The sequence below is a fragment of the Psychrobacter nivimaris genome (assembly GCF_009812035.1).
Classification (GTDB): domain Bacteria; phylum Pseudomonadota; class Gammaproteobacteria; order Pseudomonadales; family Moraxellaceae; genus Psychrobacter; species Psychrobacter nivimaris.
This window is the reverse complement of sequence record NZ_VZIZ01000013.1, coordinates 155,636-179,291: the sequence shown is the minus strand read 5'-3', so window position 1 is coordinate 179,291 and position 23,656 is coordinate 155,636. Positions and strand designations below refer to the sequence as shown.

Here is a 23,656-nt window from a genome sequence, read left to right as displayed (position 1 = left end):
CTCAAATAGATGAGAATGATGTCATTAATTTAGAATGTATTACCAATTTGGAACTGGACTTTTTCGGTCTTGTCGTCTTCTTTGTCGCCAATAGGTACCGCATAACTGATCGAAATAGGTCCGATAGGCGTATACCAAGTGATACCAGCACCCGCACTGTAGCGGAAGTCATTATCTTGGGTCAGTAATGGAACATCTGAATCATTAAAAGTACGATCTTCTTTATCAGACGTGTCAAAGACCTGACCACCTTCAGCAAACAATACTGGGCGTACTTGATCTGCCCAATCACCTTTAAACGGCATTGGTAAAATTAGTTCAGCACCAAACGTTGCTAGTGCATTACCACCAACCTCTTCTGCGGTAAAGGTTTGGTTGTCTGGATCATTGACCGCATCATAATAGACTTGTGATTTAGGTCCCAGAGTAGATGATTTATAACCACGAACCGAACCATAACCACCAGCATAGAAGTTTTCATAGAATGGCAAATCATTACCATAGCCAAGCTTGGTATAACCACGTGCGATCACATCTTTATAAATAGGGTAATATATATTGCCGCTATAAGTTAGCTTTTGGTAGTTGGCATCGCCAAGACCGATGGTTGCATCAACCGCATGGCTCATCCCTTTGGTAGGAAATACTGGACGGTCTAAAGTGCTGTAGTCCCAACCAAACAATAGATTGTAAGTCTGATAGTCATTCTTGAAAGTGGCAACACCATCAGTATCAACTTCAGGCGTTTTCGTACCGCCCTCGTCTAGAATTTCTTGAACATTAGATATACCCAGATAACGACCACCACGAACCTTTGTGTTGTCCACATTCAGACCCGCACTCAGACGTTTGGTTTCATCAATAGGATAACTATAATTCAGCGTCGCACCATATGAATCGGTCACATAGTTACTAACGTTGTCGTCATCATATTTGGTTTTGCGATAATAACCGCTGATGCCTTGAGAGACACCGTTTTCTGTAAAGTACGGATCGGTATAACCTAGGCTATAAGAGTCGCGTGTTTCTGAACGAGAAAGCGCAGCCTTTACACGGTTACCGGTACCCATGAAGTTATTTTGAGTCAGATCCAATTGGAAAGTTACCCCGCCACTTTGAGAGTAACCAGCGGCAATCGTTGAGCTACCTGAGGGTTGTTCTTCAACGGTATAGTTCACATCGACTTGATCCGGTTGGTTAGGTACTGGCTTAACATCGACAGTGACATTTTTAAAGAAGCCAGTACGCATCAAACGCGTGCGTGACAGCTGAATTTTATCATTAGATGACAGCGTACCTTCTAACTGACGCATTTCACGACGTAATACTTCGTCTTGCGTTTTGATATTACCCGTAAAGTTAATACGGCGAACGTAGATAGGACGCGCAGGGTCGATATAGTAATCGACATCGACCATTTTAGTATCGTCATTGATACGTGGTACTGGTCTGATTTGAGCTAGATAATAGCCTTCGTTACCATAGCGTCTTTTGAGCGCAGCAGTTGTTGCATCAAGCTTAGCTTGCGAGTACTGCTCATCAGCATTAAAGGTCACAAGCTCGCTTAGATCATTGACATCGAATTTGGGATCGCCCAAAAAGCTAATATCCCCAAACTGGTATTGGTCGCCTTCGGTTAAGCTGATTTCAATAAAGACGCTTTTTTTATCTTCACTAATATTGAGTATGGCGTTGTCAACGTTAAAGCGCACATAACCATCGTTCTGGTACAGCGCTTTTAGGTTCTCTAAACTTGCGCCTAGTTTTTCTTTGGCGTAGCGATCTGACTTAGATAATAGACGCGTCCATGAAGATTCTTTTACCGCGAAAACGTCTTTAATCTCTTCATCACTAAAGTGCTTGTTACCAATGATATTGATATCGACAACTTTAGCAGGCTTGCCTTCTACAAAGCGCACGTCAAGTTTCACGCGGTTACCATCAAGTACCGTTTGATCTACTTCGATATTACTATTGTAGTAGCCTTGGCTAATATATTGCTGTTGTAGCTCATTGGCCACACCTTGCAAAGTAGACTGCTTGAGCACGTCACCAGCAGAAAGGCCAGCATTCTTCAATCCCTGCTCAAGCCCTTCTTTTGGAATGAGCTTGTTACCTTCAAAGGTTACTTCAGCGATCGTTGGACGCTCAATGACGTCAAATCTTAGCTTGCCACCTTCGACACGGCTTTGAATATCAGCAAAGTTCTCAGTTGCATATAGCGCCTTAATACTGGCAGCTAAGCTACTATCATTCACCGTATCGCCTACCGTAACAGGTAAGACCGGATAGAGGCTATCAGGGGTTAGGCGTTGTAAGCCATTAAAACCGATGTCAGTTACTACAAATTCTGCAGCCTGTACTGGCATACTCATCATCGCTACAACTAACGGCAACCCAGCCGCGCTCATAATTAAAGGCGTACGCATAAACACTATCCGTCAATAAAAAAATTGCTTAAGTTAAGTTAAAAGGCACGTATTGTCTAACCCGTGCGCATAAGGTTATAAACCCATGCAAGGGTAACTCAGAACACTTTATATAAATTGCATCACAAAATAAACTAAAAATTACGATTAGTACAGAGGCTGCGACACAGAGTAGCATGCACATCATAACAATAATCAGCCTATAATAGGCGTAAAACCATTAGTATATCGTGCTTTATCAGCCATATTGCTCATCAGCTGACTAAAATAGCCGGCTGATGTCATTACCAATTGCTAACACCATGAAACCTGCCAGTAAGAGTAAACCGATATTTAGACCGACCATTTGCACACCTTCAGACAGTGGCTTACCGCGAATCAGCTCAATAAAATGATAGACAATATGTCCACCATCCAATACCGGAATCGGCAAAAGGTTTAAGACGGCAAGACTTAAGCTAATAAGCGCCGCTGTCGATAATACCATCTGCCAACTGATATCAAAGCTTTGCTTGGCGACTTTGGCAATGGTAATTGGCCCTGATAGATTGTCTAAACCAATCATACCTGACAGCATTTTTCCCATCGAACTTACGGTCATTACTGCGAGCTGCTCAGTCTTTTCAAACGACTTAACTAACGACTCACTAGGGCCATAGACCACGGTAGTCTTGTAATCATCAGGAATCACAATCTCAGTCTGATCCACCATCGCACCAATCTGTCCGTAATCATTACCCAAGTTGTCTTTTTTGCCTTGGGGCATAATTTGCAACTGTACAGGCTTGTCATCACGCAACACCGTAAAGTTCAACAGCGTTTCAGGATTATCACGAATGATACGCGTCGCAGTAATCCAATCTTCGATTGACTCATTATTAATAGCAGTAATGCGGTCACCAACCTTTAGACCTTGGCGGCTAGCGGCACCATCGGGAGCCAAACCACCTACAATCGGCGCAATCTGCGGCTGCCATGGCAACATACCAAAGCTGGTCAGTGCGTCTTTGCCTTGAGCTTCACCTTGCATAAACTGCGTGACGGGGGCTTGATAGGTTTTAGTCGACTGACCGGTTTGGGCATCTGACTGCAAGGTAATGCTGACATTATCCGTCTCACCCATACGTCCTGCAAGGCGATAGTTAATACCTTCCCATGTCTGCACATCGTGCCCATCAATCGCAACAATCTTATCACCGACTGGCAGCTGTGCCATCGCAGCAGGCGTATCTGGTAGTACCTGTCCAATCTTAGTCGCCAACTGCTCAGATGGTGTCATAAATAGCACCCAAAATAGCGCGATAGCGATGACAAAATTCATGATAGGGCCAGCTGCAACGATAGCAATTTTCTTTAGCGGATGCTGCCGATTAAACGCAAGATGCTGCTCATCTTTTGCGACATTACCTTCACGCTCATCCAGCATCTTTACATAGCCGCCGAGTGGCAATGCTGAGATACGATAGTCGATGCCGCTCTTTTTACTGGTCCAACCAAAAACTTTAGGACCAAAACCGATAGAGTACGTTAGCACTTTGACACCGCAAAGCCGCGCCACAATATAATGTCCCCACTCGTGTAAGGCAATAAGCGGGCCTAAGACAAATATAGCGGCAAGAAGTGTTAGTAAAAACGTCATGATTTTTTCTCAGTATTGTCTCTCAGCATTTTCATCAACATCTTCGCTAATATCGTTTATCAATATCATGTATCAGCTAAGAGACGCTTGCTACGATTATGTCAGCTTTGCTACCAACTTATCAGTCAGATGGCGTGCAATCTTATCGATTGCCAATATGTCTTCTATGTCAGCAGTTTCGTTTAATGGGGGCAGCTGTATGCCATTTAAGGCCTGTTCGTTAATATTAGCAATATCAGTCAAACGAATTTTCCCATCGAGGAACGCCGCTACTGCAATTTCGTTTGCCGCATTAAGCACAATTGTGGCTTGTGTTCCGGCTTGCATAGCTTGGCGAGCCAAACGCAAACAGGCAAATTTTTGCAAGTCAGGCTCAATAAACTCTAAACCACTAAGTGCAAATAAGTCTAACGGCTGCGAGCCACTATCAATCCGATCAGGGTAGCTAAGCGCGTGCGCAATGGGCGTTTTCATGTCTGGACTACCCAGCTGCGCCAAAAAGCTGCCATCGCTATATTCTACCATTGAGTGAATGATACTTTGTGGATGAATGACCACATTTATCTTATCTTCAGGCAAATCAAATAAGTGACAGGCTTCTATCAGCTCAAGCCCCTTATTCATCATCGTCGCCGAATCGACAGATATCTTTTGACCCATTGACCAATTCGGGTGTTTGACCGCTTCTGCGACGCTTGCCTGCTGCATTTGCTCAAACGACTGCTGCAAAAATGGCCCGCCAGAGGCTGTCAACCATAGTTTACGAACACCATGATTTGACTGATGGATTTGCGTATTGTCTTGTTGAATAGCAAGTGGCAAGCATTGAAAAATGGCATTGTGTTCAGAGTCCAGCGGTAGCAAAGTGGCTTTATGCTTCTTGACCGCATCAATCATGACCTTACCTGCCATGACTAAGGCTTCTTTGTTGGCCAATAAGATACGCTTACCTGCACGGGCTGCTGCTAATGTAGACGGCAACCCTGCCGCCCCTACAATCGCCGCTACAACCGTATCAGTCTGTGAGTCAGTGGCAATATCTACCAATCCTGCCTCACCCCCTACGACCTCACTATCAATCCCCGCGGCTTTAAGCCTGTGAGCAAAATCATCTACGGCTGACGTCGGCACACTGACGCGTTTCGGCAAAAACTGCTGACAGAGTGCAAATAGCTTATCTAAGCGATGATAGCCTGACAAAGCATAGACTTCGTAAGTGTGCGGTTGCGCCGCCAATATTGCTAAGGTGCTATCGCCAATCGAGCCTGTCGCGCCTAGTACGGCGATGCGTTGCGTCATAACCATCAATGCCCATGATACTTAAAAATAATAAAAATAGAATATCGTCTATTAACTATAAACCTTACACCACTATCAAACCAAACTGCTGTATCGCCCAAAAGCCAAGGGCAAATATCGGTGTAGCAGACAGCAGCGAATCGATACGATCAAGGATACCACCGTGACCTGGCAAGATAGTGCCTGAATCTTTTACATCCGCACGGCGCTTGAGCATCGACTCGAACAAGTCCCCAAGTACAGAGGCAAGAATAGTGATGGCCGATAACGCTACAAATGCGATTAACGGTACACCGGTCAGCTGTAATTTAAAGACGCTAATGGCTACCACAACTAACAGCCCTGTGACGAGGCCACCAGCCAACCCTTCCATGCTCTTATTGGGTGAGACATTGGGTGCCATTTTTCGGCGACCAAGTTTGCGTCCAACGAAATATGCGCCACTATCTGCACACCATACTAATAAGAACACATACAGCAGCCACCACGCAGATAACTGCCAGAGATAGAACATCGCCGTAATAGATGCCGTCAAAATAACCGCGCCCATCATTGCTAATTGGTTGCCGTACCATCTCGTCTGTGTTGGGAAGACTCGAACCCAAGACAGCGCCATCAGCCATATAATGAGTGACGCCACCCACCAAAACAACCAAGTTACCTTGAACATCAGTGAGAATATAGTAAGCGCTAAAATCAATAGAACGAATACCACAGGCTGGCGCCATTTAGGCATCAATTTAGCCCACTCATGAGCGGCGATAATGACCCCAATGGCCAACAGTGGTGCAAATAAAATAGGCGTTTGGCTCGCAAACATTGCAATACCAACGATAATAACGAGAACAATTGCCGTCTTAATTCGTTGCCACATACTTATCGAGCCTTATAATAATGAAGAACAGATGGTCAAAAAATGCATTATAGCAGCTAACTAACGATGGCCTAGTGATAGCATTCAATGCTCATTCAAGCCGTTTATCATTGCATAAACCAACCCTATTGACCAGTTATACAATACTAACTGAACTGAGCCGACTAAACTTATCTATCAGCTCACTGCTCAGTGACCTTGCTGCTCTATCACTACCTGCTCGCTGGTTTTGCCAAAGCGACGTTGACGTTTAGCAAACTCTGCGATCATCGAAGCTAGCTCTTCTGCTGCAAAATTTGGCCATAATGTAGGAGTGAAAAACAGCTCAGCATAAGCAGATTGCCACAATAAGAAATTAGAAATACGATACTCGCCGCCCGTACGCACCAGCATATCTACTGCTGGGGTATCGGCTAATTGTACGTAGTTACCTAACAACTCTTCGCTGACATCTTCAGCTTTTAATTCGCCAGCTTGCACTTGCTGAGCCAGCTGTTGTGCTGCATTTGCAATATCCCACTGCCCACCGTAACTAATCGCAATCACTAGCGTCATCGCATCAAACTTCGCCGTTTTTTCTTCTGCGTCAGCCATTAGCGTTTGCAATGACTCACTAAGCTGGCTGCGATCACCAATGAAACGCAAGCGAATACGATACTCATTCATGCGCGGCATTTGCTCATGGATCGTCGATGTGAGCAGCTGCATCAACAGTGCCACTTCACTAGGCGGTCTCTGCCAATTTTCGCTAGAAAACGCAAATACAGTCAGCACTTCAATGCCTGTATTGACACAATACTCAACGATAGGATCGAGTGCATCTTTGCCAGCCACATGTCCTTGACCGTGGCCCAAATCATTGGCCTTACCATAGCGATTATTACCATCCATAATGATGGCGATATGACGAGGAAGAATAGCGGGCACCAAAACGGCTGAAGTGGACATAGGCGAACTTGCTTATTGTTGAGGTAAAATAATAATAACGTGTGCAACAGCGATTAAAAAGCGCCATTTATATAATTCACTAACTTATCACAATTGCGTTGTTAGTTTTTAGTGCTCAGAATGCGATGGATCCAGTTCAATCAACCACACCTTTGGCTTGCTTTAGATATGGCTTCATACAGTTGATTCAGTTTAAAAGAGAGACAGGACAACCGAGTGCAGATGTAACTGTGATACTTTAAGCGAGGTTAACACTGTAGCTCTTTTATAAAGGATTGACTATATCAGTCTACACAATAATAAACAGCCAATAGCTACAAAGTATTGGCTGCTCAATTACAGATAATCCACCGAACTGATTCTTGCTACAAATAGCAAGTATATCAGTATTAAACTTCCATCAAATCGCTTTCTTTCTTACTCAAGCGAGCATCGATTGTTTCGATATACTTGTCAGTGATTTTTTGAATATCATCACTAGCGCGGCGCTCATCATCTTCTGAGATTTCTTTTTCTTTTGCCAAGTCCTTGATGTCATTCATCATGTCACGGCGAATATTACGAATAGAAACACGGCTGCTCTCAGCTTCACCACGTGCAAGCTTTTGCATATCGCGACGGGTATCTTCTGTCAATGCTGGCATTGGCACACGAATCACATCAGCAGACATTGGGTTTAGACCCAAATCTGCTTCACGAATAGCCTTGTCTACTGCTTGCACCATCGTACGGTCAAATGGTTGAACCAGTAAGGTACGTGAATCTTCAACGTTCACGCTTGCTACTTGGTTCAATGGTGTATCAGAACCGTAGTAGCTGACCATCACACCTGACAACATACCTGGATGCGCACGGCCAGTACGAACTTTACTGAAAGTGCTTTCAAGCGCTTCCAACGTTTTTTGCATGCGTGCTTCGCCGTCTTGCTTAATCTCTTTAATCATTGTGTATCCTTATTTATCGTTACCGACAAATTTTTTATTTGCTATTGGGATATTAATTATGTGTTGCTAATCGTTAGCTATTTACTGGCGTTAGTTGCCAGTATCGCATTAATTAATGAAAAACTCGTGTGCCTTCATTTTCACCCATAATGACATTCAATAATGCATTAGGCTTTGTCATATCAAACACTTGTAGCGGTACGTTATGCTCACGGCACAATGCGATAGCCGTTAAATCCATGACGCCTAGCTTTTGCTCTAGTACCTCATCAAAAGTCAAACCGTCATATTTGACTGCATCATCATGTAGGCTTGGGTCTTTGTCATAAACGCCATCGACCTTAGTCGCTTTTAAAATCAAACCAGCTTCGATTTCGATACCGCGCAAACATGCAGCAGTGTCAGTGGTAAAGAATGGGTTACCCGTACCTGCCACAAAGATACAAACTTCGCCGTTTTTAAGATAACGAATCGCATTACGACTGCTATAGCTTTCGGTGACTTCACCAATCGGTAACGCTGACATCAAGCGCGTTTTGATGTTGCGACGCTCAAGCGCATCACGCATCGCCAGTCCGTTCATAACGGTCGCTAGCATGCCCATCTGATCACCAGTAACACGACCAACCAGGCCTTCTTTTTGTAACTGCGCACCGCGATATAAGTTACCACCACCGACCACGATACCAACTTGGACACCAAGTCCACGCAAGTGAGCGATAGACAAGCTCATTTTATCAAGCACTTCGGTATCAATACCCATGTCTTTACTACCAGCTAAGGCTTCACCGGAGAGTTTCAGCAAGATACGAGCGTAACGCGGGTTTTTGTCAGACATGAGGTCACCTTGTTATCATGAAATTATAAAGAAAATTATCGGTAAAATACAAATCGAGTTTGCCCACAACGCTACACTTACAGCTAAGCGTATTAAAAAGGCTAAATTGCGCTAATTGTAGCAAAAACTGCCCGCCATTGGGCAATTTTCACTCGCATATCTTATTGGATATCTAGCCTTGATAACTGGCGAACAGATCGTATTCGCTAGCGTCATCGATAGTCACTGTTAAGAACTGCCCTACTTTGACTTGAGCGTTGATGTCATCAACATAGACATGACCATCAATTTCAGGTGCATCAGCATAGCTACGGCAAATAGCAATATTTTCATCGCTATCAATTTCATCAACCAATACCGTTAAAGTCTTGCCGACTTTTTCTTGTAGCTTTTGCGCTGAAATATCTTGCTGTAGCGCCATTAGTCGCTCATAGCGAGACTGCTTGACGTCTTCAGGCACATGATCAGGCAAGTCGTTGGCCACTGCGCCTTCTACTTCTGAATAAGTAAATGCGCCCACGCGATCGAGACGTGCTTCAACTAGCCAATCAAGCAAGCACTGAAAATCTTCTTCTGTCTCGCCAGGGAAGCCAACCACAAAGGTCGAACGAATCACGATATCAGGACAGATATCACGCCACGCTTTGATACGGGTCAAGGTGTTTTCGCTATGCGCAGGACGTTTCATCGCTTTTAGGATGCGATGGCTGGCATGCTGGAACGGAATGTCTAGATAAGGAAGCAGTTTCTTCTCACCCATTAGCTCAACGACTTTGTCTACGTGTGGATACGGATAGACATAATGCAAGCGAACCCAAATGCCCAAATCGTTCAATGCTTGGCATAAGTCATAAAACTTAGACTTGAGCGGCATACCATTCCAAAAGCTAGTTTTATACTTTAGGTCAAGACCATATGCCGAGGTATCTTGCGAGATGATAAGTAATTCTTTCACGCCAGCTTTTTTGAGCGCTAGCGCTTCATTCATCACATTATCAATCGGGCGCGATACCAAATCACCGCGCAAGCTTGGAATAATGCAGAACGTACAACGGTGATTACAGCCTTCTGATATTTTTAGATAGGCATAATGGCTTGGGGTCAGTTTGATACCCGCTTCATTAATCAAATCTATTTTTGGATCATAGTTGGCGTCCTGACTGCGATTTGGCTTAGGCACATGCTGCGCTACTGCCGTAATCACTTCATCATAGGCATGTGCGCCCGTCACTGCTAGTACAGCTGGATGCATCTCACGGATTTTGTCCGCCTCTTTACCTAAGCAACCAGTGACAATCACTTTACCGTTTTTGCTAATGGCCTCGCCGATCGCATCAAGTGACTCTTGTACCGCTGATTCAATAAAGCCGCAAGTGTTTACCACGACCAAGTCGGCACCGTCATAATCACTGGCTACTTGATAGCCATCACGGCTTAGCTCAGTGATAATACGCTCACTATCTACCAATGCTTTTGGACAACCTAGTGACACAAAACCAATCTTTGGCGCTGCACTAACTGGCATCGTAGCAGTCGCATTTGCAGTCGAGGCTGAAGTAGCATCGCTGCTTTGGCCGACACTACGGTTCTGATTGTGGTTGGCTTTATGATGGTAAGGTTGTTTAGTATCTGTTTGACTGACATCTGCCTGACTCTGCGCTTGTACTATGGTAGGCGCGGCAGGATTGAAGATAGTGGCAGTGTCTTTTACGGCAGATAGAGGAGCTGTTGCTGTCGTATTCACTGACTCGGTAGAAGTTTTGGACATGGCTGACCTTGCTAGAGATAAATTGGCTGAGCGCATTGTACGTTTTTTTTGCAAAAATCACCAGTTTTGCCGCTCTATAGTCTTGATTTGTGGTTAAATATTATCTCAAGCATCTGACTTTTTTGGGCCCTACCGATGAACGCTGATTTTATAACCGCCAAAACAACCCCTGACCTCGCATTTATATCTCAGCATTTATTCACCGCTATTTTATGGGTCAACGATGAGCTATCAATCACACGGTTGAATGCTCAAGCCGAGCAGCTACTTGCCATTAGTAGTGGCAGACTAATCAATCAATCCATCTTAACCCTGCTAGCACCTGATGAGTTAAAGACTAAAGATACTTTATCTATAGATAATGATAGTAATGATACAAATGAAAACGAGCCTTCGAGCGAGCCAGCTTACTCGTTGACCGAGCGCTTTGTGCAAGCACAGAACTATCAGCAGCCTTTTATCGATCATGACCACATCATAAAAACACCACTAAATGGTAATTTATCATTGTCAGTCGACTATAGCGTCACGCCAGTCATCTATGAACAGCAGCCTTATTTTATTATCGAGATGTGGGGTAAAGATCGTCAAAGTCGTATTTCTGAGGAGCAGCGTCAACAGCAGCAATATACAGTTGCCCGTCATATGCTACGCTCGGTGGCACACGAAATAAAAAACCCTCTTGCTGGTATTCGCGGGGCAGCCCAGCTGTTGCAACGGCAGTTTATTAAATTCAGCGACGCATCTACTACTAGCACCTCTAGCGCTGATAATGTTTTGACAACTACCAACGCTGACACTCAGCATGATTTGCAAAAAATGAATCAAAAGCTGCGTAACTATACGGACATTATTATTTCAGAGACTGATCGATTAACCCATCTTATCGGCCAGCTTCTGGGTTCCAATCAACTACCAAACTGGCAAACGCTCAATATCCATGAGCCTCTAGAGCATGTTTTAACCTTAGTGACCAATCAGTATCCACAGGTAGTGTTACAGCGTGATTATGATTTATCATTGCCAGAGTTGTGCGCTGACAAAGATCAGCTGATTCAAGTGTTTTTAAACCTTATTAATAATGCTTGTGAGTCGATGACTGAGTTCGAACAAACACTACAGCAGAATAAAATCTCAGAGTCTCAAGAATTACAACAAGTTACCATGCAAACTGAGCGCAATTCTAATTATCAACCGACATTGAATATTCAAACGCGGGTTGCTTTTCAGCATACAATCGTCGGACAGCAGCACAAGCAAGTGATGCAAGTTACTATTACTGATAATGGCTCAGGTATTGATCCAGCCCTGATTGGTCAGATATTTTTCCCAATGGTCACTAGCCGTGCAGCTGGTACAGGTCTTGGATTATCCATCGTCCAAGATATTATCAGTCATCATCATGGTATGATTGATGTGAGCTCGACAAAAGAACAAGAAGATAGGCAAACCCGATTTACGCTATATCTACCATTTACTCAACCCATCACTGAGACATAAAAAAAATTATGAATTTATGAATTAAAGGCTGCTAAGTTTCATAACGCTAACTCCCAATCCCTAACTTACCATCAATAATTGCTGATTAGGCCCAATACATGACTGAATATAGCGACGACCTCCAACCTAAAAGCGATGATCAATCACCACAATCACAAATAGTAACTGTGAATAATGCACCCAGCGACCACCCTGCCACATTGTGGTTAATCGATGACGATGCAGCTCTACGTATGGTGTTGGCAGACACGTTTGAAGATGCTGGATTGACCGTTATCAGTTTTACTCAAGCACAAGCAGCATGGACTCGCCTTAATGATGTGTTAAAACAGCAAGAGTCAGCCGAGCAATTACCAGACGTCATACTGACCGATATTCGTATGCCAATGATGGATGGATTGTCTTTTAGCGACTGGGTCCATCAGCACTTTCCTAAAATGCCAATCGTAATTATGACGGCACACTCAGACCTGACCTCTGCTATCAATAGCTATCAGACTGGTGCTTTTGAATACCTACCCAAGCCTTTTGATTTAGATGACGCGGTTGCAACGATTTATAAAGCCATCAATTATCAGCCCAATTTAGAAACAACTTCTGTCCCCCTTTCAGATGAATCCAATACCAATACAACATCTGATATTTCCACTGAAAACTTGATAAAACCTAAAGCAACACCTGCTAGTAAGACAACCAAAGACAATAAGAACAAAGGTGCCAGCGTAACCAAAGATAACGGGAACCCTAGCGGCATTATTGGACAGTCACCAGCCATGCAAACGGTGTTTCGTGCTATTGGCAGACTGGCTCAATCCCCCATTTCCGTCTTAATCACTGGTGAGTCTGGAACAGGTAAGGAGTTGGTGGCCAGTGCTCTACATCAGCACTCCCCGCGTAAACAGCAACCATTTATTGCACTTAATATGGCAGCCATACCGCATGACTTGATCGAGTCTGAGCTATTCGGTCACGAAAAAGGCGCGTTCACTGGTGCAACAACGATGCGTCAAGGCCGTTTTGAGCAGGCAGACGGTGGTACTTTATTCTTAGATGAAATCGGTGACATGCCTTTTAGCACTCAGACACGGCTGTTACGAGTACTGGCCAATGGTGAGTTTTATCGTGTTGGTGGTCAGCAGCCAATCAAGGTCGACGTGCGTATCATCGCAGCCACCCACCAAAACTTAGAAGAGCTGGTAAAACAAAGCCGATTCCGCGAAGACTTATTTTATCGCCTCAATGTCATTCGTTTACCCCTACCACCACTACGTACACGCCCTGAAGATATTCCTGCATTAGCCCTCTACTTTATGCAGTCTGCTGCAGAGCAAATGAACACCTCTCCAAAGCATCTACATCCTGCCGCATTGCAAATTATGCAGACGTTTGACTGGCGTGGTAACGTGCGTCAATTAGAAAACGTCTGTTTGTGGCTCACGGTTATGGCTACTGGTGATACTGTGATGGCGACAGATCTGCCACCAGAGCTACTTGAAAACATCTCACCTAATACGGTGCTTTATGAAGAGCATAGCGCATCACAGGAAGACGCTCAAGAGAACTTGGTACAAAGTGGCAATGTATTAAATAGTAGTGCGTTAAACAGTCATCAAAATGAGCGAAGTAGCCCTTTGCCTAAAAACCAGAGTTGGCAACAAGCATTGGCTGATTGGGCTGAGCAGTCGTTAAGCACGGGTGAAACTGATATTCTGCAAACAGCAACCCCTGAGTTTGAGCGTGTTTTATTAACAGCAGCACTCAATCATAGTGGCGGCAAAAAGATAGAGGCAGCGAGCTTACTTGGTTGGGGACGCAATACTCTGACACGCAAATTACAACAATTGGATATTTCTGCCCCGAGAGTACCAACTAAAGAATAAAAAACGATAATAAATTATTATTAATATCAACTACTTAAAATTAATATCAAAAATAAATGATAAATAATTAAAAATAATTGCAAATAGGGGTTGCCAAACAATTAAAACTCTATATAATAGCCAACCACTGAGACGCACTACCGAATCAGTTAACTGTCTAGATAGCGTTTGAGTTTAATCGCTTTTGATGATAGAGTAACGAAAATGGGGCTGTGGCGGAATTGGTAGACGCACCAGATTTAGGTTCTGGCGCCGCAAGGTGTGAGAGTTCGAGTCTCTCCAGCCCCACCATTTTCGGATAGTGATAAAAGTTCTCAAACCTATACTAGACCTGCTTTCGAGCAGGTTTTTTTATGTCTGCAATTTGAGTCTAATCCCACGATGGGATAGATCGTGGGATTGCACAGAACTGACCTATCACCCGCAAACCTTGTTTTTATTCACGTACAGCGCCTTAACTTCTACATCCCAGATATTTTAGCGTGGGATTGAGTATAAATATCCGTCATATCTCGTCATTTCAAACAGCTGGTTATCTGCCCTTTCCCTAGTTACGGCAAAGCCACCGCCATGATCGTCATGGTCGTCGAAAACCATGTTTTTTTATCGTGGGCGAGGCGGGGCTTCGATTGCGTTTTTTGAAAGCCAAAAAAATCCGCTCGATTTAGAGCGGATATATTGATCTTAAAATTGGTTATTTAATCTTCATCTTTGAGTAGCGAGTAGTCTTTGAATCTGATGACTTCTTCACCTAGCCAATCATTAATCTGTAGCATGGTCTGTTGTAAAGGCATAAGCTCATTGACTGCGAAAACTCTGGCCGCTTTGATTAGATCACCAAAGCCCGCCGCATTAGTTGGTGATGCTCCCATCAGTTGAGGTGGTACTCGATGAGCAGCTGCAATATCTATTCGACTCGCTTCTTTGATTTTAAAGAAGTCATCATTGGCACTGACTTCACTGATCGGTAAGATTTGGATTCCATCCTTTTTACCGTTTGGCGAATACATAAAAAGATTGCGGAAGTTACCAGGGCCTTTGCTATCTTTCAAAGCTTTACGGATTGCATCTATGTCTTCTTTGTTCGTTGCTGGGTCATTGATGTATAAGATGTACCCAGCGTGGCTGCCATTTAAATAATACTTACGTCTGAATAAGGTCGCTGACTCATCAAGCCATGCTGCATTCAATGCGGACAAATATTCAGGCGCACCATACACTTCTTGATTGATATCTGGTTCAATCAGATGACAGATGTTATCGGCTTTATACTTATGCGGTTCGGCCCAGCTGTGCGTTGCAAAGTAGTAGCTTTGAGCGTCAACACCGACGCGCATGTACTTAGCGAGTGGAACATTCAGCTTCATGGTTTTTTTGGAGCGTGAGGTAACGCGTTCAATGTAGGCATTGCCAAACGTCATATAGTCCAAGACTAAGCGGCTAAAATCACGATGGGATAATAACGGATGCGGTATAAAAGTACTGGCCAAGATATTGCGCTTCACAAAGATAGCACTACTATGATGTGGTGATGCTCTCATCGTCTTAGACAAAGCATCTGGATCATATGGCGGCGCATACCATAGTTGATGATTATGACATTCGCCCCAGTACAAAGTTTGCCATTGTTCCATCACTGGGATGGGATCGCCGAAGGTAAAAGCCTCCATGCCCGGCATTTCTACCACTGCATGATTTTCTGTTTCATTCATTCAAATATCTCCAGTGCGGATTCGTCTTCACCTTGAGCAATTGCCAAAGGCTCTCTATGTAGTGCGTGCATTAATGCCCATGCTAGATCCGCATGGCCAGTATCTTCATTGCGATCGGCTTTATAAGTGACCGCTTTTTCGCTGCTAGTGATTGTTTTGTGTATCGAAGTAAACGCGCCTACTACATCCGTCCATTCGTGGTCAAAAGTTAAGCGGCCTTTTTTGATAACGTCCTTTGTCTTTAGGACAAATTGCTGCTTCAACTCTGGGCTGTAATGCAGCTTGACAGCTTGCGGATAAAACTTAATCACTGACTGATAAACACCAATGCCAAGGCCGGTCACATCAATCGCTATATATTCAACGTTATATTTTTCTGTCATCTCTCTGATGACGTTTGCTTGTGCTTCGAAATCTGGGTTTTTAAACTGCAAACGCTCTATACCGCGTATCATGCCGTTTGGTGTACTTGGTGCTGCTAATATCACAAGTCCAGCGCTATCACGGCTCAATGACGGATCATAGCCAAGCCATACTGGCTGATTACCAAGTGGCCTTGGCGTATAAGGCTTCCAGTCATCCCATATCTCTAACGTATCGACCATGCATGACTGTAGTTCGCTGACACTGAAAGCGGATAACGTGTCATCAATAAACTCACACATCAGCAAGTTATTAAACTCGTCCTCGCTGTATTCCATCCGCAAGTCATCAATATCAAATAGATCACAACCGCCTTTCATCGCGTCATACACATTGACGATTTGACGCCACTGCTTGTCACCGCAGACTTTGCCATTCTTCAGATTATGCGGCGTCACATCTATTTCGATGCGATCGTCACCTTTACGGCCACGGTTATACAGTTGGCCAGTCCAAAATTTATATGCTTGATGTTGCTTGGATGATGGTGTCGATATGTATGTCTGACGCCATTTTTTGTGCATCGCCATACCTGATGCAACTTTCCTAAATTCAATAAACTTATGAATCCAGAAATATTCATCCATGTATACGTTGCCGTGATACGACTGTGCAGTGCGGCTATTGGTGCCTAAGAAATATAAGGTCGCGCTGTAGTCTTTTTCGGGCCCTTCTATGTTTAGCGTGATCGGATCACCGGTCAGTTCTATCCCTGCAGTTTCCATCGCCCATGCAATGATGTATTCGCGAAATACACGCGCCTGAGCCTTGGATGCGGATAGAAATATTTGATTACGGCCAGTTTCAATGGCATCAAGAAAAGCTTCACGCGCAAAGTACCAGGTTGCACCAATTTGGCGTGATTTTAATAGGTTACGGATACGATTAGTGAGACCTGCGCTGTACCAAACCTTTTGATAATCAAACAAGCAATCTCTGAATGAATCTTTGAATTTATCGATGTCATCAATCTGAATGACGTTTGAAGGGTTCTTTTGGCCCTGCTTGCGACCACGATTAGATAGATTGGGATTGAGATCCGACTGTTTGCCAGACTCTTTATATTTATGGATCTTGGCCATTCTCTCTACTTGACGACCAAGCAGATCAATCTCTTTGAAGTCTTTACCTGATTTATCGTCCTTATTAATCAGCTGAACCATACGCGCTTCAAGCGTGGACTCCACTCGATCTAGAGGTTTTGCCTCATCCCAACCGTCTGATTTTTTCCATCCATCTACGGTCGTGCGCGGCGTACTGACCATTTCTGCAATCGCGCTGATACTCCAACCTTGCCAATAGAGACCACGGGCAACAGTTTTTGGGTTTTCGCCAGTCGGTAGGGTGATAAGGGCAGACATTAACGCAGCTCATAAGGGTATGACGCTACTTTGGTTTATCAGCCTCTCTATATCATGCTTGTTTTGCGTGTATTCGCTCAATCCACGCTTTTTTGTTTTGTTTTTGCCTGTCGCAATAGGTCAAAGTAAAGCTTTGAAATTACGACCCCTAAACTCTCATTATTTACATCATGGACCGTCTATGACTACCAAGACTTTTCGAGTTGCACGAGCTGGCCAAACTACAGACGGCCGTGAAATTACTCGTGACCACATTACTCAAATGGCCGCTGGCTATAACCCAGAAGTATACGGCGCACGGGTGAATTTAGAACATTACCGTGCAATGTTCCCAAACTCTGACTTTCGCTGTTATGGCGATGTGATATCGCTATCGACTGAAGAAGTTGATGATCATTTATATCTATTGGCAGAAGTTGATCCAACCCCTGAACTAATCGCACTCGCCAAGTCGAAGCAAAAAGTTTATTTCTCTATTGAGTTCTATCCAGAATTTGCTGATACCAAAGAAGCCTATATGGTTGGTTTAGCTTGTACCGATAGCCCTGCCTCGCTTGGCACCAGCTATATGAAGTTTTGCCAACAGCATCCAGATGAAAGCCCTTTATCTGCTCGCAAACAAAACCCTGACACTTACATTTCCACAGCGGAAAGCGCTTGGGAATATAAAGATGAGCCAAAATCAGTCTTTGCAACTGTCAAAGAGATGTTTGCCGCACCTGTCACACCTAAAACAGATAAAGATAAAGAGCTGGCCACCGCACAAGCTTTTGCTGAACTGCCGGCAACCATCAAAAGCTTCCAAGATGTTATGCAAACAATGGCAAGTTCTATTGACACGATCAACGCCTCTGTTGGGCATTTAAACACGACGGTATCTGATTTTGCTGAAAAGCAAAACGAAGTTGAAACGTCTTTGAAGAGCGTGCAAGACAATCTTGATAATACGCCTGAAGATAATTATACCCAGCGTCCAGCTGCAACCGGCTCATCTGATTACGTCAAATCTGACTGCTAATACTACCTAATAGCAATACTTAACTGACTACTACACACATTAGGACATCACTATATGAAAACTATTACCCGTCAACAGTTTAATGGCTATTTGGCAAATCAAGCACAGCTGAACGGTGTACCCAATGCGACTGATCAATATACTGTCGTGCCATCAGTCCAACAAAAAGTTGAAGTGCGAATCCAAGAATCTAGCGAGTTCTTGAAAAAGATTAATATCATCCCTGTAACTGATCAAAAAGGTGAGGCACTTGGTCTAGGTATCAGCGGTGGTATCGCAAGCCGTACCAATACTAAAAGTGGCAAACGCCGCGACCCTAAAAACGTTGGCGAAGTTGGTCTTATTTATACTTACGTCTGTGAACAAACTAACTTTGACACAGCGATTAACTATAGCAAGCTTGACGCTTGGGCCCGTGTCCCTGAGTTCCAAGAGAAAATCCGTGATGCTGTCGTCAAGCAGCAAGGTCTTGATCGCATTACGATTGGCTTTAATGGCACCGAAGTCGCCGCCGATACTGATATCGAAGCAAACCCACTATTGCAAGATGTGAATATTGGCTGGTTAGAGAAATGGCGTACCAAAGCACCTGAATCAGTCATGACTGAATCAGAAGTCGGTACAGGTAAAGTGTCTGTTGGTGCGGATGCCGAACACTACAAAAACCTCGATGCTCTAGTCAAGGACTGCCGCAATCAATTGATTGATCCTATCGTCCGTGATGACAGTGCGTTACGTGTCATTTTAGGTCGAGATCTGCATGATTCGCGTGACTTTAATATGGTCAACGACAACAACACGCCAAGCGAAGTCATCGCAGTAAACAGCCTATTAATGCTCGATAAGGTCGGTGGCGTGCAAATTGAGTCTACCCCTCCGAACTTCCCAGCTGATGCCATCCTGATTACTCCATTAGACAACTTGTCTATCTACTATCAAGATGAAAGCCGCCGTCGCCATCATAAAGATGAGCCTGAGTATGATCGTGTCGCATTCTACGAGTCAGACAACGAAGCTTATGTTGTTGAAGACTACAAAGCCGGTTGCTTAATCGAAAACGTTGTACTGGTCTAACCAGTACAGCAGTTTCGCAATCTAATGTAGCCAAAAGACTCAATGAAGGATGAAATCATGACTGATAAAACAACCCCAGCGGCTCGACACCGCCAAAAGGCTCTATCACAAAAAGAAGTAACCAATATCACTGCGGGACCCAATCAAGCCTATCGCATGTTGCAACTAAAATTGCGTGAAGATAAGCAGGCATTAAAGTCTAAGCAATCGATCCAAGCCAAAATTGAGCTGAAGCGCGAATTGGTTGGTCATTATGACGAATGGATCAATGCAACTTTAACAGCCGGTAAAGGCGATCAAGACAATCTCTTGACTACCTTAATGCTATGGCATATCGACATTGGTCGGTTTTGGCGTGCGCTTGATATCGCTGAATACGCGATGAAGCATGATCTAAAAATGCCAGACGCGCATCAACGTACGCTCGCTACTGTCGTCGCTGAAGAGATTGCTGAGACTGCTAAAAAGCTGAAGACTAGCGATGAAATCACCGATGAGCAAATCGCGCAAGTGCTACGTGCATCGACTATGACCGCTCATGCTGATATGCCTGACCAAGTATATGCCAAATTGGCACGCCAAGTGGGTGAGTTGACCGAAGCTAGTACGCCAGAATTTGCGCTTGAACAATATCAAATCGCTCTAAAGTTTGACGAAAATAGTGGTGTAAAAGGCTCTATCAAACGCCTTGAAAAACAGCTAAAAGATGCACAGCCCGAGACTCAATTAGAACCTGTTGCCCCACAACCTGAAAAGCTAGAAAAATCAAATCAACCAGATTCGCCTGAACTAGTAGGCGACAACAACTCGTAGCCGCGAGCCGAGGCGGCTCATAACTGCATTCAGTTGATACTGCACATGACAGATATGACCACCGCCTCAACCTATTTTACAACTGTCAAATGAATACTAAAAAAGGTGATAAAGCTAGTTGGTGAGGTGACAGCTCAAAAAATGCGTGTCTGAGTTCAGGCGCACCAAGGCGACGACCATCTGGATGATGAGACAAATCATTCCTAGTATTCCCCTATTTTATTTATATGGAGTTTTTATGGGTTTTAGTGCTGTCAATCCAGTCGTAGATAACATAGTAATTACTCCTGCATTTATGCCTGATATCTCTGTCAAAGACTTCGCTGACGCCATGAAGCTTGACGGCACAGTAACACCAGCGCGAATGAAATATGCGTTGACTGATTCTGCAAATAGCGTCTGTCGTGAGTTAAAAGCTTGGACGGCCAATGCGCTACACCAGCACGGCTCTCTTACTTTAGAAGATTACGACCTGACTAATGATACAGACAAGTGTTTTAGCTTCAAAAAGGCCGTCTATAACTTAGCAAAGGCACAACTGACTGAACACTATCGTGACTATGACACAGGCAAAGATGCTACTGCCCGTACTCAAGAGCTCACACCGCAAATCGATACGTGCTATCGCAATGCACGCAATGCAATTGCTGATATCAAAGATGAGCCGCATTCAACCATTGAGCTTATCTGATGCGTATTGTATCGACATTGCAAGGCGACACAGTAGATTTGATCTGCTTACGCTATTTCAGCTTCACTGGCGGCGTTACTGAACAAGTTATGGATCTCAATCCGCATCTTGTTGGTTACGATCTTGTATTGCCTACCGGTGTTGATATCCAATTGCCAGACGCGCCCGAACGTACACAAAAGCAGGTCATTCAATTATGGACGTAACTCAAATTCAGGTATTAACGATCGATGATGTTATGAGTAACCATCTGCAATGGTTGTTGATTACTTTGCCTGTTATATGGGCCGCTGCTGGTGGCGCTTGCATCCGTCTCTTGTTGATCCGCGCCGAGCCATTTTGGATGCGATCTCAAAATGCGACTGCGGGTGTATTGCTTGCAGTGATGCTATCAGAAATTACTGCAAAATTATTAACAGGTGGTAACTATGCCACTGGCTACGCAATCATTTATGGCATGGTCGGACGAGAATTGTTTGTCACATTTTATGACTTTGTGAATGACAATGTACGGCCCCTTCTAATGTCTGCTTTGCGTCATTTTTTCCCTTTTTTATTCAAAGATAAACCAGCCAACGAGGCGGACAATCATGATCATTCTTGAGACGTTATCGACTTTATCTATCATTGTCATTGCCATCGTTTGTGCTATGACAATCATTAAATATCATCGCGAGCTTGGCTCACTGGTTACGCTCACTATTTTATTTTTCGCGCTGAGCTGTGTCGGCTTGGCATTTGATGAGACCACTGGTCGGGACGGTGTGTGGGCCCTACCAATATTTCGTATGCTTGCTGCTGCTGCAACCGCTACTACTTATTTTAAATTAAGAGCCTTTTGGGCACGTTATGGCGTGTTCATTAGCGCTATTAATCAATCAAAAAAGGATAATCTTGTATGAGCACTACCCAACCGATGACACTGATTGACTGTGATTATAAAGTCGCTGCTCGCCGTTTACGTTGTGACGAGTCTTCTATACGTTCTGTTAGTGACGTAGAGTCACACGGTGCTGGGTTCTTATTCGATAAAGATGACAAAAAATGGCGTATTAAAATATTGTTTGAGCGCCATATTATGTATCGATTGCTAGACAAAAAATTTGGCCGTGACAAAGCGCTTGATCATGTTCGTACTAGCCCCGATGTGGTCAATACTCGTACTGGTGGTTATAGTGGTGGTACTGCTGAGCACGACCGTCTAAAGAAAGCGCGTCGCATTGATAAAGACCTAGGCTTAGAGTCAGCAAGTTGGGGCATGTTTCAGATTATGGGCTTTCACTGGGAACGACTGGGCTATAAGTCAGCTGTTGATTTTGTGCTAACGCTGTCCAAAGGTGAGCCTGAACAGTTAGAAGCTTTTGTCAGATTTATAGAAACTGATGCTCGTTTATTAAATGCCATTCGCACTGGTGATTGGGCACTATTCGCTGAAGTATACAATGGGCCTGGTTATAAAAAGAACCAGTACGATACTAAAATGCGCGATCGCAAGAAATACTGGGATAGAGAGCTTGCCGCATGATATTTGATGACAGCCTACGCCAATTTTTAACTGATAAAGTCGAGTTCTTTGCCCAGAACCCTGACCGGTTAATCATTAGCGTGGAAAAGGGCTCACTGAAATGGACTGGTCAATCATTGAGCCACCGTCAACACTATCAATTGCTAGTCGAGGTTGATGAGTTCCCTGAGAGCATTGACGCCAATTTAGTCATTGTCGCTATTTTGGCATGGTATCAAGAGAATCAAGATCCAGTCCCCCCAAATGGGCCATCACCGATTGAATTTGAATCCTATGTGTTGAGCAACCACACAACCACAGTAGTCTTTACTATTAAAGTAGAAGAAGTTGTCCAGGTATCTACTGATGACACTGGTAACTACGTGTTTAATGCTTGTCCACGTCCAATCCTACACCCGCCAAAACCTTTACATAATCCAAACCTATAATCATGAGCGATTTAACTGAGCTAGCCACTGCATTACCTGAATGGGCGACCGCAATAGCGAGTCAGCTAGATAATAAACAGTTAAAAAAAGTCAATCGCACTCTAGCTATGGAAATGCGAGCAGTCAATCGAGAGCGTATCCGCGCACAAACTGATCCTGATGGTAGCGATTTTGTAGATCCACTGAAAGCTTCTAACAACCCCATGTTTCGCGAGCTGACCAAGGCACGCCATCTTAAATTTAACGCAACCAGTCGCTATGCCCAAATTGGTTTTAAAGGTAGTGCCGCTAAGATCGCACGCATCCATCACGAGGGCCAACGCAGTACTGTCCGTCCTGATAGTTCTAAGAAGTTCCCCTACCCCAAACGCGAGCTGATCGGTATCTCTCGTGCTGACAGACATATCATTATTCGAGTACTACGCGAGTCATTAACCGCTGATTAGATGCCCTGCTCTTTTTTGCGTGTATTTACTCAATCCACGCTTTTTT

General features: G+C 44.1%; 22 protein-coding genes and 1 tRNA gene. 13 read left to right on the top strand and 10 right to left on the bottom strand.

The features are described from left to right. Positions 1-29: 29 nt before the first annotated feature. The 8 genes from bamA to rimO all read right to left on the bottom strand — a co-directional run bounded on the left by bamA (position 30) and on the right by rimO (position 10,739). Positions 30-2,429: an outer membrane protein assembly factor BamA gene (bamA, locus tag FQV37_RS05940; protein WP_160021663.1), complete on the bottom strand. Its 2,400-nt coding sequence runs from the start codon at positions 2,427-2,429 to the stop codon at positions 30-32. A gap of 262 nt (positions 2,430-2,691) precedes the next feature. Next, the gene (gene rseP, locus FQV37_RS05935; protein ID WP_160021662.1) at positions 2,692-4,068 is read right to left on the bottom strand and encodes an RIP metalloprotease RseP; all 1,377 of its coding nucleotides are present in this window, start codon (positions 4,066-4,068) and stop codon (positions 2,692-2,694) included. Positions 4,069-4,164: 96 nt separating this feature from the next. Further along, a complete protein-coding gene (gene ispC, locus FQV37_RS05930) occupies positions 4,165-5,373 on the bottom strand; it encodes a 1-deoxy-D-xylulose-5-phosphate reductoisomerase (protein ID WP_160021661.1) in 1,209 nt (402 codons plus the stop codon). A gap of 58 nt (positions 5,374-5,431) precedes the next feature. Continuing rightward, positions 5,432-6,241 (bottom strand): phosphatidate cytidylyltransferase, encoded by an 810-nt coding sequence (locus tag FQV37_RS05925; RefSeq protein ID WP_160021660.1) that lies wholly within the window; start codon positions 6,239-6,241, stop codon positions 5,432-5,434. Between the two features lie 189 nt (positions 6,242-6,430). Then, positions 6,431-7,189: a polyprenyl diphosphate synthase gene (gene uppS, locus FQV37_RS05920; protein ID WP_160021659.1), complete on the bottom strand. Its 759-nt coding sequence runs from the start codon at positions 7,187-7,189 to the stop codon at positions 6,431-6,433. A 389-nt stretch (positions 7,190-7,578) separates the two neighbouring features. Further along, positions 7,579-8,133, bottom strand: a complete 555-nt coding sequence (gene frr, locus FQV37_RS05915) for a ribosome recycling factor (RefSeq protein ID WP_057759123.1) — start codon at positions 8,131-8,133, stop codon at positions 7,579-7,581. A 112-nt stretch (positions 8,134-8,245) separates the two neighbouring features. Next, the gene (pyrH, locus tag FQV37_RS05910) at positions 8,246-8,971 is read right to left on the bottom strand and encodes a UMP kinase (protein ID WP_057759121.1); all 726 of its coding nucleotides are present in this window, start codon (positions 8,969-8,971) and stop codon (positions 8,246-8,248) included. Between the two features lie 172 nt (positions 8,972-9,143). After that, positions 9,144-10,739, bottom strand: coding sequence for a 30S ribosomal protein S12 methylthiotransferase RimO (gene rimO / locus FQV37_RS05905; RefSeq protein ID WP_160021658.1), 1,596 nt, complete (start codon positions 10,737-10,739; stop codon positions 9,144-9,146). A gap of 135 nt (positions 10,740-10,874) precedes the next feature. Here rimO and FQV37_RS05900 point away from each other — a divergent pair, with 135 nt between their 5' ends. From FQV37_RS05900 to FQV37_RS05890, 3 genes are all read left to right on the top strand, one after another. Then, positions 10,875-12,239: a two-component system sensor histidine kinase NtrB gene (locus FQV37_RS05900; protein ID WP_160021657.1), complete on the top strand. Its 1,365-nt coding sequence runs from the start codon at positions 10,875-10,877 to the stop codon at positions 12,237-12,239. Positions 12,240-12,337: 98 nt separating this feature from the next. After that, a complete protein-coding gene (locus tag FQV37_RS05895) occupies positions 12,338-14,119 on the top strand; it encodes a sigma 54-interacting transcriptional regulator (RefSeq protein WP_160021656.1) in 1,782 nt (593 codons plus the stop codon). A gap of 206 nt (positions 14,120-14,325) precedes the next feature. Next, positions 14,326-14,410: transfer RNA gene (locus FQV37_RS05890), tRNA-Leu, on the top strand. A gap of 407 nt (positions 14,411-14,817) precedes the next feature. Here the strand turns inward: FQV37_RS05890 and FQV37_RS05885 are convergent. Continuing rightward, positions 14,818-15,831, bottom strand: coding sequence for a phage portal protein (locus FQV37_RS05885; RefSeq protein WP_093071469.1), 1,014 nt, complete (start codon positions 15,829-15,831; stop codon positions 14,818-14,820). Next, entirely contained in the window at positions 15,828-17,615 is a 1,788-nt protein-coding gene (locus FQV37_RS05880; protein ID WP_160021655.1) for a terminase large subunit domain-containing protein, read from the bottom strand. Before FQV37_RS05880 ends, FQV37_RS05885 begins: the two co-directional genes overlap by 4 nt. A 181-nt stretch (positions 17,616-17,796) precedes the next feature. On the opposite strand from FQV37_RS05880, the gene FQV37_RS05875 reads away from it, so the two are divergent. From FQV37_RS05875 to FQV37_RS05830, 10 genes are all read left to right on the top strand, one after another. Then, entirely contained in the window at positions 17,797-18,633 is an 837-nt protein-coding gene (locus FQV37_RS05875; protein ID WP_160021654.1) for a GPO family capsid scaffolding protein, read from the top strand. A 54-nt stretch (positions 18,634-18,687) separates the two neighbouring features. Then, complete coding sequence (locus tag FQV37_RS05870) at positions 18,688-19,707, top strand: phage major capsid protein, P2 family (protein ID WP_160021653.1); 1,020 nt, start codon at positions 18,688-18,690, stop codon at positions 19,705-19,707. A 57-nt stretch (positions 19,708-19,764) separates the two neighbouring features. Next, entirely contained in the window at positions 19,765-20,520 is a 756-nt protein-coding gene (gene gpM, locus FQV37_RS05865) for a phage terminase small subunit (RefSeq protein WP_160021652.1), read from the top strand. 238 nt (positions 20,521-20,758) lie between these two features. Beyond that, positions 20,759-21,211: a head completion/stabilization protein gene (locus FQV37_RS05860; RefSeq protein ID WP_075106254.1), complete on the top strand. Its 453-nt coding sequence runs from the start codon at positions 20,759-20,761 to the stop codon at positions 21,209-21,211. Then, positions 21,211-21,417, top strand: a complete 207-nt coding sequence (locus tag FQV37_RS05855) for a tail protein X (protein ID WP_075106255.1) — start codon at positions 21,211-21,213, stop codon at positions 21,415-21,417. Before FQV37_RS05860 ends, FQV37_RS05855 begins: the two co-directional genes overlap by 1 nt. Then, on the top strand, positions 21,408-21,815 hold the full coding sequence (locus tag FQV37_RS05850; protein ID WP_075106256.1) for a hypothetical protein: 408 nt from the start codon (positions 21,408-21,410) through the stop codon (positions 21,813-21,815). Before FQV37_RS05855 ends, FQV37_RS05850 begins: the two co-directional genes overlap by 10 nt. Beyond that, positions 21,802-22,113 (top strand): hypothetical protein, encoded by a 312-nt coding sequence (locus FQV37_RS05845; RefSeq protein WP_075106257.1) that lies wholly within the window; start codon positions 21,802-21,804, stop codon positions 22,111-22,113. The genes FQV37_RS05850 and FQV37_RS05845 overlap by 14 nt, the downstream gene beginning before the upstream one ends. Then, entirely contained in the window at positions 22,110-22,736 is a 627-nt protein-coding gene (locus FQV37_RS05840; RefSeq protein ID WP_205962058.1) for an N-acetylmuramidase family protein, read from the top strand. The genes FQV37_RS05845 and FQV37_RS05840 overlap by 4 nt, the downstream gene beginning before the upstream one ends. Beyond that, positions 22,733-23,164, top strand: a complete 432-nt coding sequence (locus tag FQV37_RS05835) for a phage tail protein (RefSeq protein ID WP_160021651.1) — start codon at positions 22,733-22,735, stop codon at positions 23,162-23,164. Before FQV37_RS05840 ends, FQV37_RS05835 begins: the two co-directional genes overlap by 4 nt. A gap of 2 nt (positions 23,165-23,166) precedes the next feature. Next, positions 23,167-23,610, top strand: a complete 444-nt coding sequence (locus FQV37_RS05830; protein ID WP_160021650.1) for a phage virion morphogenesis protein — start codon at positions 23,167-23,169, stop codon at positions 23,608-23,610. Positions 23,611-23,656: the final 46 nt, after the last annotated feature.